This window comes from Streptomyces sp. P3 (genome assembly GCF_003032475.1).
Classification (GTDB): domain Bacteria; phylum Actinomycetota; class Actinomycetes; order Streptomycetales; family Streptomycetaceae; genus Streptomyces.
Genome location: NZ_CP028369.1, coordinates 3,843,616 through 3,860,604 on the forward strand (window position 1 = coordinate 3,843,616; position 16,989 = coordinate 3,860,604).

Here is a 16,989-nt window from a genome sequence, read left to right on the forward strand (position 1 = left end):
CCTCACGTTCGGGCCGCTCGCGGGACGGCTGCACGCAGCCGGTCCACGCAGGCGGCAACCAGCAGGTCGAGGTCTGACTCGGTGGCGCACGAATGCCGCAGCACGGGCAGACCTGTCGCTTCGGACCACGGGGTGGCGGCCGCCTCGTACAGCTCGGTGAGCCGGGCCGCGGTCGGCAGGTCCTCGCCGAAGCGGCGCGGCGTGGACCGGCGGGACAGCCGTATGCGGCAGAGCTCGGGTGGGGTGGTCAGCAGCACGGTCAGCTCGGCCCGGGCTGCCGTCACACCGGCCAACTCCCGTACGTAGTCGGCAACAGGACGATCATGCAGGAGGGCGAGCAGGCACGCCGTCGACAGGGTGAGTCTGTCGGCGATCAGTGGCCCGACGGACCTGGCGGGGACGAGATTGTGGCGGGCATGGAGCTCAAGATCTCGGCGGACGGCGGCCACCGCCTGGTCGCTGTCCTGTGCCGGTCGGCCGGAACGCAGCCCGATGATGGTCCGGGTCGCGTCCAAGGACAGCCACGAGAACTGGCCGATATGGCCGACGTGGATGCCCTCGGCCGCGGTCGAGCGCAGGAGTCGGTCACGTAACGTGCTCTTTCCCGCTCCTGCGATGCCCTCCAGGGCGAGTAACACGAGGCTCACTCCCCGGGCTTCTCGGCGATCAGCCAGCTGATGAACTTCGAGACCCGGCCATGGGTCACCGGCGCCGTGCCGTGGGTGAGCTGGGAGCCGTAGAGAAGCGCGGTGCCCGGCGCGGGGCTCACGTTCCACCGGGTGCGAGGCATCGCCGTGAACCAGTCGGCGGAGTGGTCCGCTCCGTCGTGGGCCAGCCACATGCCATCCGCGTAGCCGTCTCTCCCGTATTCCAGGCGGGTGTTCCACAGATGGTCGCTGGAGCAACTCTCGACGTAGAACGTGCCACCGGCCTCCGCCTCGCTGATCACGACGCTGATTCCGGCGATCTGCCGCGGCCAAGCCAGCGGGTCGGGGGCGATGCCGTCGACGTGGCCGGTGATGTGCTGGCCAGGACCGTATTCGACGTACGTCCAAGGGCGGCAGGTGGTGATCGACGGCATGACACGAGACAGGGCCGGGCGGGCGCGGTCGAAGGCGTGCTGCAGCAGCTTCTCGGCCTCGCCGGGTACCTGTGGGACTTCCACCCGCCCGGCTGGCTCGTACACGGCCATCGCCTGCTCGTGGGAGTGGCCGGGGATCTCGTGGATGGAGGTCGTCCGCCCCGTGTCGAAGTGGGCAGGCCCCTTGTCTGCGAGGAAGCCGCTCATCACGGTGGCGAGTCGGGCTCGCTCGTCGTCGTTGAGGAACCCCTCGACGCTGCCGACCGTGACGGTCTCGGCTATGTGGATCACGTGCCGGTCCTCCTCGTGTCGAGCGCACGGCGGACGTCGTCCAGGCCGGTGCAGTGATTGAGCCAACTGGCCACGGGCTGGCGGGTGGTCACGGTCGGGTCGGCCCACAGGGCCAGGAGCTCGCCGGTCAGCGGCAGCTGCTCCGGGCCGGGCAGTGCCTCCCGCATGGCCAGGACCTCGTCGAACCCGTTCAGGGTGGGGCATGGGGTCTCGTGCTGGACGGCGAAGACCCGCCCGAGTCTGACGGCCGCCGCATTCCCACAGACGCGCAGGAGCGTTTCCGTGGCATCTTTGCGCCGGTATCCGCGGCACTCGGCCTGAGCCCATCCGGCTGCCACGGCCGCGGACGCCGAGGCGATGTAGCAGGTGGCGCAGCATGCCCCGGTGGCGCTGGGACAAGGCCGATGGTGATCCGGGAGCGTGGCGGCGACGTCACCGAGGGCGGCCCAGGCGGAGTCGGGCAGCAGCTCGTCGACAGCGCGGCGGAGCCCGTGGGCCGCGCTGCCGTGGTTGCAGCACGCCGGACCTGGCTCCGGCCGCGGACCCGGCTGGAGCGCGGGCTCGATGAACAGGGCGTGGAAGTACACGATCCGCCCCAGTAACTGGTGAACGGTCTGCGTGTCCGCGGCGCTGATCACGCCAGCACTCCCTCGACAGGGCCTGCGGCGGCCTGCGGCACCGGGCAGGAGCATCCGCCCTGTGCCGTGGGCTGCTTGCTGCGCAAGGCCTCCGCGATGACCGCGGTGGCCGCGTCCACGGTGTCGAAGTACACCGACCAGTCGTGGCCGGGGGCCGGCAGCAGAGTCAGGTCCAACACGGGCGTTGTCCGGCTCGTTGTCTCGCACGTCAGTTCGGCGCGCCCGATGGTCACTCGCACCGCCGGTGGTAGGGAAGTGGCGGCCACGGTGACGGCCCTGCACATAGCGGCGGCGGTCGCGGCGTACTCGGCCGGGGTGCGAGGGAGAACGCCGATCCGACGCTCGGTGGGCCGTAGTTCCAGGTCGGCGTAGGAGTGCCCCTGGCAGCTGTCGTACGTGACCAGCTGCCAGTCCCGGGTGATGGCGTCGACCAAGGGCCGGACCCCGGGCTCGATCGCCTCGTGCCACTGGGGGTGGGCCGGGTCCAGGTCGTCGGCCTCGTGGACTCCGGGCAGGCCGACGGTGTTGATGTTGCCGTGCGCGCTGGTGCGGACGCGTACCGGGGCCCTGAACGAGCCGGCCTGGTTCCAGCGGGCGAGGAAGGCGCTGACGTCGCGCATGCTGTTCGGTGTGCGTGGACGCCAGCGCGCCGTGCGGCACCAGACACCCGTCGGGTGCGAGGGTTGAGCGAGGAGCGCGGCTATACCGTCGATCAACCGCATCCGGTAGTCGCAGTAGGCGTCCTGGTCCCCGGCCTGGTCATAGCGCCACCGCGTGGCGACGCAGCCGCCACCGCATGCTGACCGGTAGTCGCAGGTGACGCACTTCTCCATCAGGGCCTTTCCCTGGTTCAGCAGGTTCGAGCCCCGCTGGGCCTTGACGACGCCGGACTCCACCGAGCTCTCGTCGAGAAGGGTGAGTCGGGCCTGCGGCCACGGAAGTTCGTCGCAACTGCCGAGTCGGCCGTCGGGATAGAGGGTGAAGACGTGGTCACACTTCATGTCGGAGAAGTGGCAGAAGCCGGAGTCCAGCCCGCGCAGCCGCCGGATGGTCGAGACGGCCGGTTCCAGCTTCACACGGCCGAAGTGACCGGCCCTGATCCAGTGGGCGGTCGCGGCGAGTACGAACTCCGCGTACTCGTGCGGCCTGATGGCCCAGCCGGGACCATCGGCGTCGCCTACGGCAGCCTGCTGGAGAAGACGGCTCGCCGGCACGCGGCGCCCCGTGATAGCGGTCGGACGCCGGACCGAGGTGTCGAAGCAGGGAACGAAGCTGACCGCATTCACCGCCTCGAAGCCGGCGAGGTGATCGAGGACGGCCTCGGCGCGCCCGAGCACGGCGGGGGTAACCGCCGCAATCACGCCCACCTTCCGCCCACGACTCCCCAGCAGCTGCAGGGCGTTGGTGACGCGCGGGTAGACGGGCTTGCCGTCGTAGCCGACCCGCCAGGCGTTGCCCCGGGCGTCGCCGTCCAGGGAGATGCCGATCTGTAGGCGGGGGTACAGGGAGTCGAAGAGGTCCAGCCACTGCTCGTCCAGCAGCACGCCGTTGGTCTGTAGCGAGACGCGGACGACATTGGGCTGGGAGGCTAGTTCACGCAGGACGTCGGCGATGTGATCGCGGCCGGCGGTCAGCGGTTCCCCGCCGTGCAGTTCGACGGCGAGGCGGCGCCCCCGGAAGAGCTCGGCGAGCCGGCGTACCTGACCGGCGTCGATCCGGGCTCCTCCCGGGGCCTCCTTGCGTTTCTCGTAGCAGTAGAGGCAGTCGATGTCGCAGGTGTCACCGCGTAGCTTCAGGATCACCGATACGGCGCTGGCGGTGTCCTCGGTGTCGAGTCCGCGATACAGCTGGGCGATCGGGCCGTGCTGTTCGGTGGTGTGGCGCATCGGCTGCCTCCTGGGTGGCCGAGACCGGAAGGGGATCAGTCGGACAGGCGTCCCAACAGGGCTCCCTGGCCGGACTGGAGGATGTGGGCGGCCTCCAGCGGGACCCAGAAGCACTCGAAGTGTGTGGGCTCCTGCTCGCCGTCGTGGTCCTCCTGGCTGGTCCACCGCTCCGGGGTCGGCTCGGTCAGCTCCAGGTGGAAGACGTGGCGGCGCTGGATCTCGAACCGGTACGGACTGATGTCGTACTCGGTTTCGCCGAGCTTTCGCACGATCTTGAAGTCCTTGAGACCGGTCTCCTCGCGGGCCTCACGCAGGGCCGCCGCCTCCGGCGTCTCTCCCTCGCGGATGCTGCCGGCTGGGACCTGGATGCCGACTTCCTCGTAGCTGTAGTCGGTGTGACGGAACACCAGCAGCTTGCCGTCGCGTACGACGTAGCAGAGAACCTTGTCCTTGGTGACCTTCTCGGGCACGGGAACACCCCTCTTCAACTCGTTGGAACCGGGCGTGAACGCGGCAACGCCCGAGGTCATGGTGCACAGACGCGTGAACCGCCGTGTGGCGGGCCGCTCAATGCCCGTGCGCGACCCTGAGTCTAGATCTTGTGACTGGACGTCACGGCACACTCCTGAACCGGTCGAACTCACTTACGGCTTACGGGAGTTGCGGTACAGACCTGACCGCCCAGGGCGGTGGCCATGCGAAGAGTCTTCCAACTCTGCGCGGACAGTGAGCGGACAGGTTGTCCGTAGGAATTCTTGGTGAACTCGACTACGTTGGAGTCAAGTTGTGATACATGGCGGGGACTTTGGCTGTGGCTTCGTCATCCGGATGAGGTTGCGTCCGTGAGCGTGGTCTACTGGGCCCCGGGTGCACCGGGGTGACGTGTCGATGGACCTGTTGCCGGTCGGCTGTCGGCGCCCTTGAGGCTGTCGCGGGCTGGAGCGACGCGGACAGTTTGTCCATAGGTACTTCTCTGGGAGCTCTTGACAGCAGTGCTGTAACGGCTTCCAGGCGTTGGTCTTTGATAGGGAAATGCCCATATTTGCACCAGTCCAAAGGCTTTACTGGAGGCCTCAGACGTGGCACCAGCAGGCTTCGCCCGCTGGTCGCGGCGCTTCCGGCTCTGTTAACACTTGGCGACCACGGTCGCGGTCCAAGGCCTTTTCCGTACCCTGAACCGAGTGCTCCATCGCGAAGGGACAGATCCACCGATGAGTGAAAACCTGACGCTGGGAGACCGTCTCCGTACGGCACGTAGGACACGGAAGCTGTCTGCCGCCCAGCTGGCACAGAAGGTCGCAGTCTCCCCGAGCTACGTGCAGAAGCTGGAGTCCGGCGCGCGGAAGGCTTCACCGTCGCTGGTGCTGGCGCTTGCCAAGGCACTGCGCTTCGGCCCCGAGGTCCTGACCGGGCAGCCGTACTACGGTGAGCCGGAAGCCGAGGACGGCGTTCATGCCGTCATTCCCGAACTGCGCCGCCTCCTGCTCTGTTACGACACCCCCGACGACCTGGAGATCGCCCCGCGCGCGCTTCCCGTGCTCGCCTCGGAGGTCGACCAAGTGGCGGCCCTGCGTCGCGACGCCCGCTACGCCCCGATGGGCCCCCTGCTGCCGCCGATCATCACTGAGCTGACGCATGTGGCCCTTGGCGGCAGCAACGGCGACAGGAACAAGGCGTTCTGGCATCTCGCGCGCGCCTACCGTGCCGTGAACTCTCTCGCCCACAAGATGGGCCACCACGACCTGTCGAACACCGCGTTGGAGCGTGTCCGGTGGGCAGCCGACCGCTCTGGCGACCCCCTGATGCAGTTCACGGCCGGCTATCTGGTCGCCGGGGCGATGCTCCGCCAGGGTGCCTACTCGCCGGCACGCCGTAGGCTCGTCGCGCTGCGTACCGAGTTGGAGCGGCTGCAGCCGGAACGCTCCTTCACGGAGGACGCGCTCGCGGTCGACGGCGCTCTGCTGTTGAAGCTCGCGGTCCTGGAAGCTCGCGAGAACAACTCCAATCGTGCCGAGGCGTACCTGCGGGAGGCGGAGCAGGTGGCGCGCATGGGGGGCAACCGCGACTCCCTTGCGTACGAGATGTCGTTCGGCCCGACGAACATCCGCATTCACGAGGTGCACGCGATGATCGACATGGGCGACACCGAGCAGGCTCTCGCCCGCCTGGCCGAGTGGTCCCCGGTCTCCGGTGGCGAGTGGGCGCCGCCCGCGACGACCGTCGGTGAGCGGTCGAGCCACCACTTCATCGACGTGGCATCCGCGAAGCTCGCTGTGGGCGACAGGGGTGGCTCCTTCGCCGATCTCAAGCGGGCGCGCAAGGTCGCACCGAACCACACGCGGTTCCATCCGTCCGTTCGTGAGACCACTGCGGCGTTGCTCAGGATGGACACGCATCCCTCCAACGAGCTGTCTGCGTTCGGCAGTTGGACGGGAATTAGCACAATGTGACGTTGTGTCAAGGGCTTTGGCAGGTGAACCCCACGGACAATCTGTCCGCGCAGAGAGCTTGCTGAGTGGAATGGTCTCCTCACACGCAGTGGTGAGGAGGCCTTTTCCATGTCCGACGACAATCCCACAGCTCGCGCGCTCCCGCCGCGCTGGATGCCCATCGGCGACGAGCCCGAACTGTGCTCGGCGGGTGAGTGGTGGGATGCCGTACGCGCCGTCGAGGCCGCGGGCCGGCGCGCCATCGAGATCCTCGGCGAGGGCGGCGAGCCGGTCGGCCCGGTGATCCTTGACCACGGAGGACCGGAGCCCCGGCTGTACTTCCTGGTCCCGGTGGGCACCGCGGTCCGCTGGGAGGAACCGGGGACCGTGGCGCTCGGGCAGAAGTGTCACGTCGTCGTGCCGTCCGCCGAGAGCACGACGCCCCCGGGGATGCACTGGCACGTCTATCCCCCTGGTCCTCGAACCCTGACCCGACCGGACGCCCTGTGCCGGGCATTGGGCCAGGCACGCAGGGAACGACGCGGGCCCGCGGAGGGAGCGGCCTCCTGATGGCTCTGAGCATCTCCCTCGTGTTGTTGCTCGGGATCCTCGTGGTCGTCCTGATCCGAGGCAAGTCCGTGAAGCCCGGCCCCGCCGTCGTCTGCGTGCTCTTCGGTTTCTTCCTGGCGAGCACGTCTATGGCCCCGAGCATCAACCGCTTCGTCACCAGCGTCGCGGACATGATCGGCCAGATTCGCCTCTAGGACGCCCGACTCGGTCAGCGAGTCCCCCTCACTTGTCGGCGGTGGGGCATCCCACCCACTTCGCAGCGCCATCCCCCCAACCTGCCTGAGGCCTTTGATGACATCGACGTTCAACCCAGAGAGCACGACGCCCCCTTGCATGGCCCGAAGGCAAAGGATGAGCAGCCTCGGCCTCGCGTCCCGTTGCCGCCCTGTTCGTTGCGAGGGACGCTGATGCGTCTCGTGTACCACCCCGCCGGCCACGACGACGACCTGGGTGTGGCCTTGGTCGAGTTACAGGCGGGCCGCTGGAGAACGGCACGGGAGTTGCTGCTGGCCACGGGCACGCATTGGGCACTGCGAACGTCGCGCACCCAACTGCTGGCGGTGGCAGCCGCCCGGTCGGACGTGCTGGGCGTGTGGCTCGACGAAGAGCCTGGCAGCTACGACGCGCAGTTGATGGGTGCCCGCGTGGCCGTCGAGCGGGCGTTGCGCGCGCACAGGCAACAGCATCCATGGGCAATGGAGTTCGAGTTCAGGGCTCGCCGTGATGCGCTGCTGGCGGCTCGTCGCGCGCCGCATGATCCCGTGCCGTGGGTATGTCTCCTGGCTTTGGCGCAGATCGACACGCGGCAGCTACGCCAGGAACACCGCGTGAACCCCGGCGAGCCGATGCTGCCCAGCGGTCCGTGGGGGCTGTTGTACGAGGTCAACCAGCGTGATCCGTACAACCGGGAGGCCTACCACCGGGTGCTGCAGTTCATGCTCTCCCTGGAGGGCCCGTCGGGTGCTTCCCTGGCCGCGGTCTTCGACTTCGGTCGGTCCGTCGCCTCACAGCGGCCTGTCGGATCGTCACTGCTGCTTCTGCCCGCGTACTCGCAGGTCGAGCAGCGACGGCAATTGCGCGCCGATCCGCTGTGGCGGCGGCAGTGGGCGCAGGAGTCGACGCTCGACTACACGCTGACCGCCTTCCACGACTGGTTCCACAAGACGCATGGCGAGCAGCGCTCAGTGGCTGACCTGAGCCTTCTTGCCTACGCATTGTGGGCCGGCCACCAGTATCTGGAAGCAGCCGAGGTGTTCGAGGCGATGGGCCCGTACGCGGCCCGCGAGCCGTGGGCGTCGGTGCACGAAGGGGCCGCAGGGCCAGACCCGGGTGAGGCGCTGCTCCTTCGAGCGCGCGCCGAGTCCCTCTCTTACGCCCGTACCCGTAGATCGCGCGCCGGGCCACACCCATGACCCGCATCTGCTGCCCATCAAGTCCGATTTGGCATAAACCTGTCCATTTGTTGTCTGAGTTTGGAGGCTGACCCGTGTCTCGCTTGAGTCCGAACCACCATGCGACGTCCCGGAAATCCGATGACGCGTACCTGCGGGAGCTGGGCTACGAGCCCGTGCTGACCCGGCGCATGGGGCCGTTCGGGAACTTCGCGATCTCCTTCAGCGTCATCAGCGTCCTGTCCGGCTGCATGACCCTGTACGGCTTCGGCCTGAACACCGGCGGCCCTCCGGTGATGCTGTGGGGCTGGCTCATCGTCGGGGCCATGGTGATGTTCATCGGTGCCGCCCTCGCCGAGGTGACCTCCGCCTATCCGACCTCCGGGGCCCTGTACTACCAGGCAGAGCAGCTCGGCGGCCGGAAGTGGGGCTGGTACACGGGCTGGCTGAACCTGCTGGGCCTGCTCGGGGCGATCGCCGGCATCGACTACGGGGCCGCGCTGTTCACAGGCGCCCTGTTCAACCTGCAGTGGGGATTCGTGCCTACCCCGGGCAAGATCATGATGATCTTCCTGTGCATCCTCGCCCTTCACCTCGCCCTGAACCTGTTTGGGGTCCGGCTGGTCAGCATCCTCAACAGCATCAGCGTCTGGTGGCATCTCGGCGGCGTCACGGTGATCGTCGGCGCTCTGGCGATTGTCCCCTCCCACCATCAATCCTCGGACTTCGTGTTCGGCGAGTTCGTCAACAACACCGGCTGGAGCCCCCTCTACGCGTCGGTGCTCGGTCTGCTGCTGGCCCAGTACACGTTCTGCGGTTATGACGCTTCCGCGCACCTGTCGGAGGAGACGACCGACGCCCAGGTGTCCGCATCCCGCGGGATCATCCACGCGATCGGCTGGTCGTGGCTGGCCGGGTTCGTCCTGCTTGCCGGGCTCACCTTTGCGATCCAGGACTACGCGGGCACCGTCGGCACGGCGACAGGAGTGCCGCCGGCGCAGATCTTCCTCGATGCCTTGGGCGTGGCGGGGGCGAAGGCTCTGCTCCTGGTGGTGATCATCGCGCAGTTGTGCTGTGGCAACGCCGAGACCGCCGCGGCGAGCCGGATGGTGTTCGCGTTCTCGCGTGACGGGGCGCTGCCTGGCTCGCACCTCTGGCGGCAGGTTGACCGTCGCACCGGCACCCCGCGCATGGCCGTGCTGCTGGCCGTCGTGTGCGCCGCCGTGCTAGCCCTGCCCAGCCTGTACAGCCCGGTCGCGTACGCGGCGATCACCAGCATCAACGTCGTCGGCATCACCCCGGCGTACGCGATCCCGATCTACCTGCGCATCAAGAACCGCCACCGGTTCCGGCCCGGACCCTGGAACCTCGGCAACTGGGGCGTGACCGTCGGCACGATCGCAGTTGTCTGGGTGGTGTTCGTGACGGTCCTTTTCTGCCTGCCGCAGACGCGCCCGGCCGACAGCGGCCTTCTGTCCGTCGAGACCTTCAACTACGCGCCGATCGCCCTGCTCGTCGTCCTCGCCCTGGCCTGGGGCTGGTGGCGGAAACAGGGCAGCTCCTACGAAGTGCCGGCCCAGAACTTCGACCGCTCGGCGGCCACGTACGAAGACGAGGTCGTCTGATGACGAGATCCACGATCAATAACGACGCCGTGCCACGCCTGGCTGCCCCGTCCACCCCCGAGCAGGGCGGACGCTCCGAGAAGGCATTTTCCGTGACTGACCTGCGAAGCCTGGTCAAGGCGGGGGCGATCGACACGGTACTGCTGGCCATCCCCGATCTGCAGGGGAGGCTGAAGGGTAAGCGCTACGACGCGAACCACTTCCTCAAGCGCGTCGCGCATCACGGCGCCGAGGTGTGTGCCTACGTCCTGGCGACCGACGTCGACATGAGCCCGGCGGACGGCTTCGCGCTGAGTTCGTGGGAGACCGGCTATCAGGACCTGTCGGTGCAGCCGGCCCTGTCGACACTGCGGGTGGTGCCGTGGCTGGCGCGTACCGCCGTCGTGCTCGGCGACGCCGTGGCCCACGACGGAACACCCATCGAGATCGCGCCCCGCGAGATCCTCCACCGGCAATTGACCCGGATGGCGCGCCACGGGCTGCACCCCAAGGCGGGGATCGAGGCCGAGTTCGTCCTCTACAGGGGCACATACGCGGAAGCGGAGCAGGCCGGATACCAGGGCCTGCAGCCGCTGGCCACGGAGAACCTCGACTACGCCCTCGACCATGATCCGGTCTCCGACCGGTTCTTCCGCCGCCTTCAGCGCGCGCTCGCGGGCGCCGGAATGCCTGTGGAAGCGATCAAGACGGAGGCCGGGCCCGGCCAGGTCGAGGTGACCTTCCCGTACGGGCCCGCCCTCACCGCCTGCGACCGGCACCTGCTCTTCAAGCACGCGGTACGCACCCTCGGCTCGCGTACCGGACTGGCGCCCACCTTCATGGCAGCCCCGGAAACCGGCCGGGCCAACGGTCTGCACCTGCACGTGTCGCTGTGGTCGAAGGCCATAAGCCAGCTCGTCGAGCCCGGTGGCGGGCTGTCCCAGACAGGGCAACACGCCATCGCCGGCCTGCTCGCCGGCCTGCCGGAGCTGGCCCCCTTCTACGCCCCGAACACCAACTCCTACAAGCGGTTCACGCCTGGCTCGTTCGCGCCAACCACGTTCAACTGGGGCTACGACAACCGCACCTGTGCCGTCCGCGTCGTCGGCCACGGCGACGGCCTCCATCTGGAGATCCGGGTGCCGGGCGCGGATGCCAACCCCTACCTGGCCTTGTCCGCGGTCCTGGCGGCCATCGACCACGGCATCGAACAGAAACTCACCCCCGGTCCGGCGGAGACGGGCAACTCCTACCGGGTGGGCGGCACATCCGTCCCGCCCACCCTGGCCGACGCCCTCGTCGCCTTCCAGAAAAGCGCCCTCACGCAGGAAGCCTTCGGAACCGATGTGGTCGAGCACTACACCCGTCTTGCCCAGCTGGAACTCGACCACGAGCGGAGTCTGGTCACCGATACCGAGCGGCGTCGGTGGCTGGCCCGCGCCTGACCGCCAATCCTCCCAGAAAGGATCGAGAGCTCCCGTGAGTGCCCGACAGGCGCGCCCGTCCCCGACGTCGCTCGACCTGACACCAGCGCAGATCCGGATCGTCCAGCAGGTCGCGGAGGGCAAGAGCACCGACGCGATCGCCTCCGACCTCACGATCACGGCTGGCACGATCAACGTGCAGTTGAAGCACTGCGGACAGAAGTTCGGCACCCGTGGCCGGGCCGCAGTCGTCCGCGCCTGCTTTGTCACCGAGCAGCTCCGGCGCCCCGAGATGGCCATCCTCCCGGGAGCCTTCGCGGAGGCGGTGATCGAGACGTGGCGCATGGTCGCCATCGGTGCGACGTCAAAGGAGTACGCGGCGCGCGCCCGCATCAGCCACGAAGAAGCCCTGGGACGAGTACGGGCGTTGCGGCAGCGCGTCGAGGCGGAAAACGACCCGCACCTGGTGACGCTCGGCTGGAGGTACGGAGTTCTGAGCGAGTCCCTCCTCGAGTTGGCCTCCGGCGCCGTCCTTCGCCTCCGGGCAGGCAAATGACCAGCTCAGAGCGCATTGTCAGTGGCACTTGGCAAGCTACACACCCACACTTGAATACCCTGCGCGCCCATCCGGTCACATACTGTGGCTCGGCTGGGCGACTCGGCCAGCGGAAGGGCGCAGCGACGTGACCGATATGCCCGGCGCACTCCACGAGTTGGTGGGATCGGTGACCGACAGGTACACCGTCGTAGCCGAACATCCCCGGCCCGGCGACATCCGGCCGTCGGTCTGGGAGGTCAACGAACCCGGCGGTGAGCGGTGGTTCGCCAAGCAACATGCCGGCCCCAAGCTCCACCGACGCGAGGTTGACGCCTACCAGAAGTGGACGATCTCCCTCGGCGCCGACCGTGCGCCCGAGCTGGTCGCTTCCGACGCGGAGACACGCGCCATCCTGGTCACCGGGGTGCCCGGGCGCAGTCTGGACACGCTCCGCCTTCCGGCCGAGCAGGAGCGCAAGGCCTACGAGCAGGCCGGAGAACTCCTTGCCCGGCACCACGCCGCGGCGGCGGACGGGCCGATGACCGCGGACCTGACCGACGATGCGTGGGGCGCGACGGTCGCGAAGCTGCTCGACGGTGCCGCACGGCACGTGCCGGAGTATGAGATCACGTTGGTGCGTGCCCTCCTCCGGGAGGTTCCGCCGCGTCTGCCGCAGGTCGCGGCGCACGGCGACTACATGCCCAAGAACTGGGTGTGGGACGAGAACGAGCAGTGGCTACGGATCATCGACTTCGAGCGGGCTGAACTCCAGGCCGCCGCCCGGCGGGACTTCAGTCGCCTGCGCTACAGGATTCTGCTCCACCGTCCCGACCTCAATGCCGCCGTCCACCAGGGGTACGGCCGTCAGCTCACCGAGGATGAGCTGGCGGCGTGCCGGGCGTACGGGGCTCTGGACGTGCTCGACTCGCTGTCCTGGGGGATCAGGCATCACGACGTCGGTCTTGTCGACGAGGCCCACACCATGCTGGAGAACCTGCGCCTGGAGAACCGCACTCGCGCGTGGGGCGGGTGGAGTTCGTGAACGCCTTTGCCGGCACCTCCTCGTACTACCGGCGCTTTCGCCCCGGCATCCCGAATGATCTCGCCGCCCTTCTCGACCAAGCGGCTCCCACGGGTTCTCCGCGGCGCCTTGTGGACATCGGTACCGGCCCCGGGCTCGTTGTCCGCGCGCTCCTGCCGTACTTCGACGATCTGTTCGCGGTGGATGCCGAGCCGACGATGCTCGCTGAAGCCGAAACCGTCCTCCGCCCCGTGCTCTCCACCGACCACCGGTTGCGGACCCGGCACGCGCTGGCGGAGGACTTCGTGCCCCCGGAGGGATGGCGGCCGCATCTCGTGACCTGCGGTCGGGTCTTCCACTGGCTTGACCAGCCCCGCTTCCTCGACCGGATCAGTGAGTACGTCACACCGGATGGTGTCGTCGCGGTGTTCAGCGATCGCAGCCTGTGGACAGGTGACTGCCCCTGGCAGCAGGCCGCGCGAGAAGTTGTCCAGGAGTTCCTTGGCGAACGCCGGCGCGCGGGCGACGGCTTCTTCAGCACGGTGGGACCACCCTATGAGGAGGTGCTGCGCGCGTCCGCCTTCCGCGATGTCACCTCCACGATCGTGCCCGTCCACCGCAGGTGGAGCGTCGATCAGGTCATCGGCTACCTGTACTCGACGTCGTTCGCGGCCCAACACTTGTTCGGCGACCGCCAGGATGCCTTCGAGGCGGCTCTCACAGGTGCCCTTGCCCCTTTCGCCGAGGGTGGGCGGCTCCCGGAGGACAACGCCTTCACCGTGCTCACCGCCCGCCGTACCGGCGCGCGCCGAGAGAGGTGACGGGGATGAGCGAGGCGGACTGGGGCAGGGAGTTGACGGCTGACGTGTTGGAGGACCGGTACGGGTTCGTTGTCGACGTGATCGAGCCGGTGCCCATGGGCACGGACACGATCAATCGGCGGGTTCTGACCGCGGACGGCTTGCGGTTGTTCGTCAAGGAGTACCGGTCGCTCGCGGATGTCGATGCGGCACGGGCCGCGTTGGACATGTCGGAGTACTGCCGTGCTGCACGGCTTCCCGTACCGCGAGTGTGGCCCGACGTGGACGGCAACCTCGTCACGATTTCGGAGGGCAGAGTATGGGCGGTCGTTGACGAGGCGCCCGGTCGTGTGGCCACCTCGGCGATGACGGGTTCCCTCGCCGAACACATCGGTGTCGTGATGGGGCGCATGCACCGCGTGCTGGCCGCGTATCCGCTGCCGAAGCGTGTTCAGCAGTCGCGTTGGCGCGCTGGTGCCATTGAGGACGCGGTCGCGAAGTGCGACAGCGTGATGGCCATGGCCCGGAGGCAGGGACAGGACGATCTCGGGCAACTGCGGGTCGACCTCGATCACCGGCGTGAGGACGTGCACGGTCATGTCTGCCGACTGCGCGAGCAGTTGCCCGACGCGTTGGTGGAACAGGCTCTGCACGCGGACCTCACCCGTACCAACCTGATCGTCCTCGCCAATGCCGTCACCGGCGTCATCGACTTCCGCTGCGCGACCGGAATGCCGGTCTGGGAGTTGGGCCGGGCGGCGTTCGACCCGCGCACCGTCGCCAACAGCCCGGACTGGGCTGCCTGCGCGCTGGCGATGTTGAGGGCATACCACGCGGAGAACCCCGGCCTCCCATTGGCGGAAGTGCAGTCCTGCGCCAGGGTCGCGCTCCTGTACATGCTGTTCAGCTTCTACGGCGCCACGACGGCCGAATACGACCTTCCGCAGGAAGCCGAAACGGACCTGAAGCAGCACTGGAGCGAGAGACAGACCACCATCCGCCGCCTGCTGAACCACATGGGCGACCTCGACGACGCGTTCGCCCGCCTCGGGGCGGACGGAGGCGGCACGTGACGTGCCCACTCATTCAGACCGTGCCAGCACGCACGGCAACCCAGCCGTGGGCCCATCCGCACCTCACCTACAGGGGGATGTCTTGTATCGCACACTGATCGGTCGGCACCGGGCGGCCGAGGCGGTCGCGCCGTACGTCGCGACCGCGGCCGGGGCTGTCCGGGCCCGGCGACGGATGGCGGTGGAGGGACGGAGCCGATGACGACCGCTGCGAAAAGTGCCCAGAAAGCCGCGCCGTCCGAAGACGCGGAGGTATCAGACGAGGAGCTGAGGTTCGCCATCCCCGGCGACCGCCGTATCGAGGCCGCCAACGCCATCACCAGCCGCTCCATGGCTCGTCGTCTACCCCAGCTGATCCGCCGCGCCCTCGCGCTGGGCTGGCAGGTGGACCGCAACGCGGTCATCGCCCTGTTGGTCGTACAGGTCCTCTCCGGGGTGTTGGAAGCGTTCGGACTGATGGCCACCACCGGAGCGATCAAGCCGCTGATCGCCTCCCAGCACATCAGCAGTGATCAACTCACGCACGCCGCACCGTCCTTGGCAGTGCTGACCGGGGCCATCGGTCTGCGCGCTCTTCTGGGCATCGCCTCGTCCTCGCTGTCGGCCCGGCTGGCGCCCCGTATCTCCCGCGAAGCCGAACTCAAGCTCCTTGTTGCCGCGACCAAGGCGGAACTCTCCGCGTACGACAACCCCGGATACAACGATCGGTGGGATGCGGCCGACCGTGGCGTGGAAGTCTCCCGGGACCTCTTGACGCAGACCCAGTACATCCTCGCGGCGTCGGCATCGCTGATCGCCTCCGCGTGCGTCCTGACCGCCGTGCACCCGGTGCTGCTGCCGCTGCTCGTCCTTGCCGCGCTGCCGAAGGGTGTGGCCAGCGTGCGAGCGGCCCGCATCAGCTACATCGCCTCACTCGCGACTTCGAAGGACCGTCGACTGCTGGGGATGCTGCGCTGGTACCTGGTCGACAAGCAGACCGCCGACCAGGTCCGCTCCGGCACCATGGCCCCGTTCCTGCTTGACAAGTACCGCACGGCCGGCGCGCGGATCGACAGGACGACCGACCAGGCCACCTGGCGCGCTGCTCGGATTTCCCTGGTTGGCGGCGCCACGGGAGGCCTCGCCCATGCCGTGGTCTGGGCGGCCCTGGTTCTGCTGGTGTCCGCCGGTCAGATCTCGGTCGCCGCCCTCGGCACTGCGTTCCTCGCACTGGGGCGTGTCAGTGCCGGGTTGGACGGCATCGTCGGCTATGGCGCCCAACTCTTCCGTACCGGCATGTACTTGGACGACTGGGCCGACTTCATCGACGAAGCCGGCGGCCACCGCATCGACCGCGGCACCCGGAAGCCGACTGGCCCCACGGTCGTGCGCGCCGAGAACGTCACCTTCAAGTATCCGAGCGCCGATCGTCCAGCCGTGAGTGACGTATCCCTGGAAGTCCGGCGGGGCGAGGTCGTCGCCCTCGTGGGTGAGAACGGTTCTGGCAAGACCACGCTCAGCAAGCTTCTGTCTTCGCTGTACCTCCCCGACGACGGAGCGATCACGTGGGACGGCGCCGACGCACGGGAGTTGGACGCGCATGCAGCCTGGGAGCGGGTCGCCGTCGTACCGCAGTCCTACGCGAACTGGCCCTTGTCAGCACGGGAGAACATCACCCTGGGTCAGCCCACCAAGGAGGGAGACGCCGCCGTACTCGCCGCAGCCCACGCGGCGGGCGCCGACGAGGTCGTCGACGGTCTGCGCAACGGCCTGAACACCCTACTCGCCAAGGAATGGTGGGGTGGACAGGAACTCTCCGGCGGGCAGTGGCAGCGGATCGCGCTCGCCCGAGCGTTCCACCGCCCGGCCGGGCTCCTGGTACTGGACGAGCCGACCGCCGCCCTCGACCCGCGGGCCGAGCACCGCATCTTCACCGGCCTCCGCCGCCTCGCCGCTGACCGGGCCGTGGTCCTGGTTACCCACAGGCTCACCAACGTGGCGATCGCGGACCGCATCGTTGTCCTGGCCAAGGGACGCGTCGTCCAGGATGGCACCTTCGACGAACTCCTCGCCCAGCGCGACGGGTTGTTCCGCGAACTGTGGGATCTGCAGAACGAGCGCACGGGACGCGTCCCCGCCCCCACCGTGTCGGTTGAGGTCGTCTCGCCGGATCAGCACGCCCTCTTCTGAGACGGAGCGGATCGTCAGGAGATGTGACGGAGTCCACCCACGGCGATCAGCTTCTAGAGGAAGTCCCGTAACCG

At 68.2% G+C, this 16,989-nt stretch carries 16 protein-coding genes; 11 read left to right on the forward strand and 5 right to left on the reverse strand.

Annotated elements, in window-relative coordinates; genetic code table 11:
• Positions 1-2: 2 nt before the first annotated feature.
• The 5 genes from C6376_RS17245 to C6376_RS17265 are packed head-to-tail and all read right to left on the reverse strand — an operon-like array spanning position 3 to position 4,366.
• The gene (locus tag C6376_RS17245) at positions 3-647 is read right to left on the reverse strand and encodes a hypothetical protein (protein WP_159083219.1); all 645 of its coding nucleotides are present in this window, start codon (positions 645-647) and stop codon (positions 3-5) included.
• A complete protein-coding gene (locus tag C6376_RS17250; RefSeq protein WP_107444230.1) occupies positions 644-1,372 on the reverse strand; it encodes a hypothetical protein in 729 nt (242 codons plus the stop codon). Before C6376_RS17250 ends, C6376_RS17245 begins: the two co-directional genes overlap by 4 nt.
• Positions 1,369-2,010, reverse strand: a complete 642-nt coding sequence (locus C6376_RS17255; RefSeq protein WP_107444231.1) for a hypothetical protein — start codon at positions 2,008-2,010, stop codon at positions 1,369-1,371. The genes C6376_RS17250 and C6376_RS17255 overlap by 4 nt, the downstream gene beginning before the upstream one ends.
• On the reverse strand, positions 2,007-3,896 hold the full coding sequence (locus tag C6376_RS17260) for a radical SAM protein (protein ID WP_107444232.1): 1,890 nt from the start codon (positions 3,894-3,896) through the stop codon (positions 2,007-2,009). The genes C6376_RS17255 and C6376_RS17260 overlap by 4 nt, the downstream gene beginning before the upstream one ends.
• A 35-nt stretch (positions 3,897-3,931) precedes the next feature.
• Complete coding sequence (locus C6376_RS17265) at positions 3,932-4,366, reverse strand: NUDIX domain-containing protein (protein ID WP_107444233.1); 435 nt, start codon at positions 4,364-4,366, stop codon at positions 3,932-3,934.
• 741 nt (positions 4,367-5,107) lie between these two features.
• Between C6376_RS17265 and C6376_RS17270 the strand changes: the two genes are divergently transcribed.
• From C6376_RS17270 to C6376_RS17320, 11 genes are all read left to right on the forward strand, one after another.
• Positions 5,108-6,346, forward strand: coding sequence for a helix-turn-helix domain-containing protein (locus C6376_RS17270; RefSeq protein WP_107444234.1), 1,239 nt, complete (start codon positions 5,108-5,110; stop codon positions 6,344-6,346).
• A gap of 108 nt (positions 6,347-6,454) precedes the next feature.
• Complete coding sequence (locus C6376_RS17275) at positions 6,455-6,895, forward strand: hypothetical protein (RefSeq protein ID WP_107444235.1); 441 nt, start codon at positions 6,455-6,457, stop codon at positions 6,893-6,895.
• Positions 6,895-7,089 carry a hypothetical protein gene (locus tag C6376_RS17280; RefSeq protein WP_107444236.1) on the forward strand — a complete coding sequence of 65 codons (195 nt, stop codon included), beginning with the start codon at positions 6,895-6,897 and terminating at the stop codon, positions 7,087-7,089. The genes C6376_RS17275 and C6376_RS17280 overlap by 1 nt, the downstream gene beginning before the upstream one ends.
• Positions 7,090-7,302: 213 nt before the next feature.
• On the forward strand, positions 7,303-8,307 hold the full coding sequence (locus C6376_RS17285; protein WP_107444237.1) for a hypothetical protein: 1,005 nt from the start codon (positions 7,303-7,305) through the stop codon (positions 8,305-8,307).
• A gap of 74 nt (positions 8,308-8,381) precedes the next feature.
• Entirely contained in the window at positions 8,382-9,911 is a 1,530-nt protein-coding gene (locus C6376_RS17290; protein WP_107444238.1) for an amino acid permease, read from the forward strand.
• A gap of 92 nt (positions 9,912-10,003) precedes the next feature.
• Complete coding sequence (locus tag C6376_RS17295; protein WP_254075973.1) at positions 10,004-11,335, forward strand: glutamine synthetase family protein; 1,332 nt, start codon at positions 10,004-10,006, stop codon at positions 11,333-11,335.
• 34 nt (positions 11,336-11,369) lie between these two features.
• On the forward strand, positions 11,370-11,870 hold the full coding sequence (locus C6376_RS17300; RefSeq protein ID WP_159083220.1) for a LuxR C-terminal-related transcriptional regulator: 501 nt from the start codon (positions 11,370-11,372) through the stop codon (positions 11,868-11,870).
• Positions 11,871-12,006: 136 nt separating this feature from the next.
• Entirely contained in the window at positions 12,007-12,894 is an 888-nt protein-coding gene (locus C6376_RS17305) for an aminoglycoside phosphotransferase family protein (RefSeq protein ID WP_107444240.1), read from the forward strand.
• Positions 12,882-13,694, forward strand: coding sequence for a trans-aconitate 2-methyltransferase (locus C6376_RS17310; protein ID WP_254075974.1), 813 nt, complete (start codon positions 12,882-12,884; stop codon positions 13,692-13,694). The genes C6376_RS17305 and C6376_RS17310 overlap by 13 nt, the downstream gene beginning before the upstream one ends.
• A gap of 5 nt (positions 13,695-13,699) precedes the next feature.
• Positions 13,700-14,746 carry a phosphotransferase enzyme family protein gene (locus C6376_RS17315; protein WP_173985666.1) on the forward strand — a complete coding sequence of 349 codons (1,047 nt, stop codon included), beginning with the start codon at positions 13,700-13,702 and terminating at the stop codon, positions 14,744-14,746.
• Positions 14,747-14,944: 198 nt separating this feature from the next.
• Positions 14,945-16,915 carry an ABC transporter ATP-binding protein gene (locus C6376_RS17320; RefSeq protein ID WP_107444242.1) on the forward strand — a complete coding sequence of 657 codons (1,971 nt, stop codon included), beginning with the start codon at positions 14,945-14,947 and terminating at the stop codon, positions 16,913-16,915.
• Positions 16,916-16,989: the final 74 nt, after the last annotated feature.

What these genes read in the sequence shown, in the direction of transcription:
- C6376_RS17260 (WP_107444232.1), bottom strand. Translation starts at nt 3,896, where the DNA reads ATGCGCCACACCACCGAACAGCACGGCCCGATCGCCCAGCTGTATCGC.
- C6376_RS17270 (WP_107444234.1), top strand. Translation starts at nt 5,108, where the DNA reads ATGAGTGAAAACCTGACGCTGGGAGACCGTCTCCGTACGGCACGTAGG.
- C6376_RS17275 (WP_107444235.1), top strand. Translation starts at nt 6,455, where the DNA reads ATGTCCGACGACAATCCCACAGCTCGCGCGCTCCCGCCGCGCTGGATG.
- C6376_RS17280 (WP_107444236.1), top strand. Translation starts at nt 6,895, where the DNA reads ATGGCTCTGAGCATCTCCCTCGTGTTGTTGCTCGGGATCCTCGTGGTC.
- C6376_RS17285 (WP_107444237.1), top strand. Translation starts at nt 7,303, where the DNA reads ATGCGTCTCGTGTACCACCCCGCCGGCCACGACGACGACCTGGGTGTG.
- C6376_RS17305 (WP_107444240.1), top strand. Translation starts at nt 12,007, where the DNA reads ATGCCCGGCGCACTCCACGAGTTGGTGGGATCGGTGACCGACAGGTAC.
- C6376_RS17315 (WP_173985666.1), top strand. Translation starts at nt 13,700, where the DNA reads ATGAGCGAGGCGGACTGGGGCAGGGAGTTGACGGCTGACGTGTTGGAG.
- C6376_RS17320 (WP_107444242.1), top strand. Translation starts at nt 14,945, where the DNA reads ATGACGACCGCTGCGAAAAGTGCCCAGAAAGCCGCGCCGTCCGAAGAC.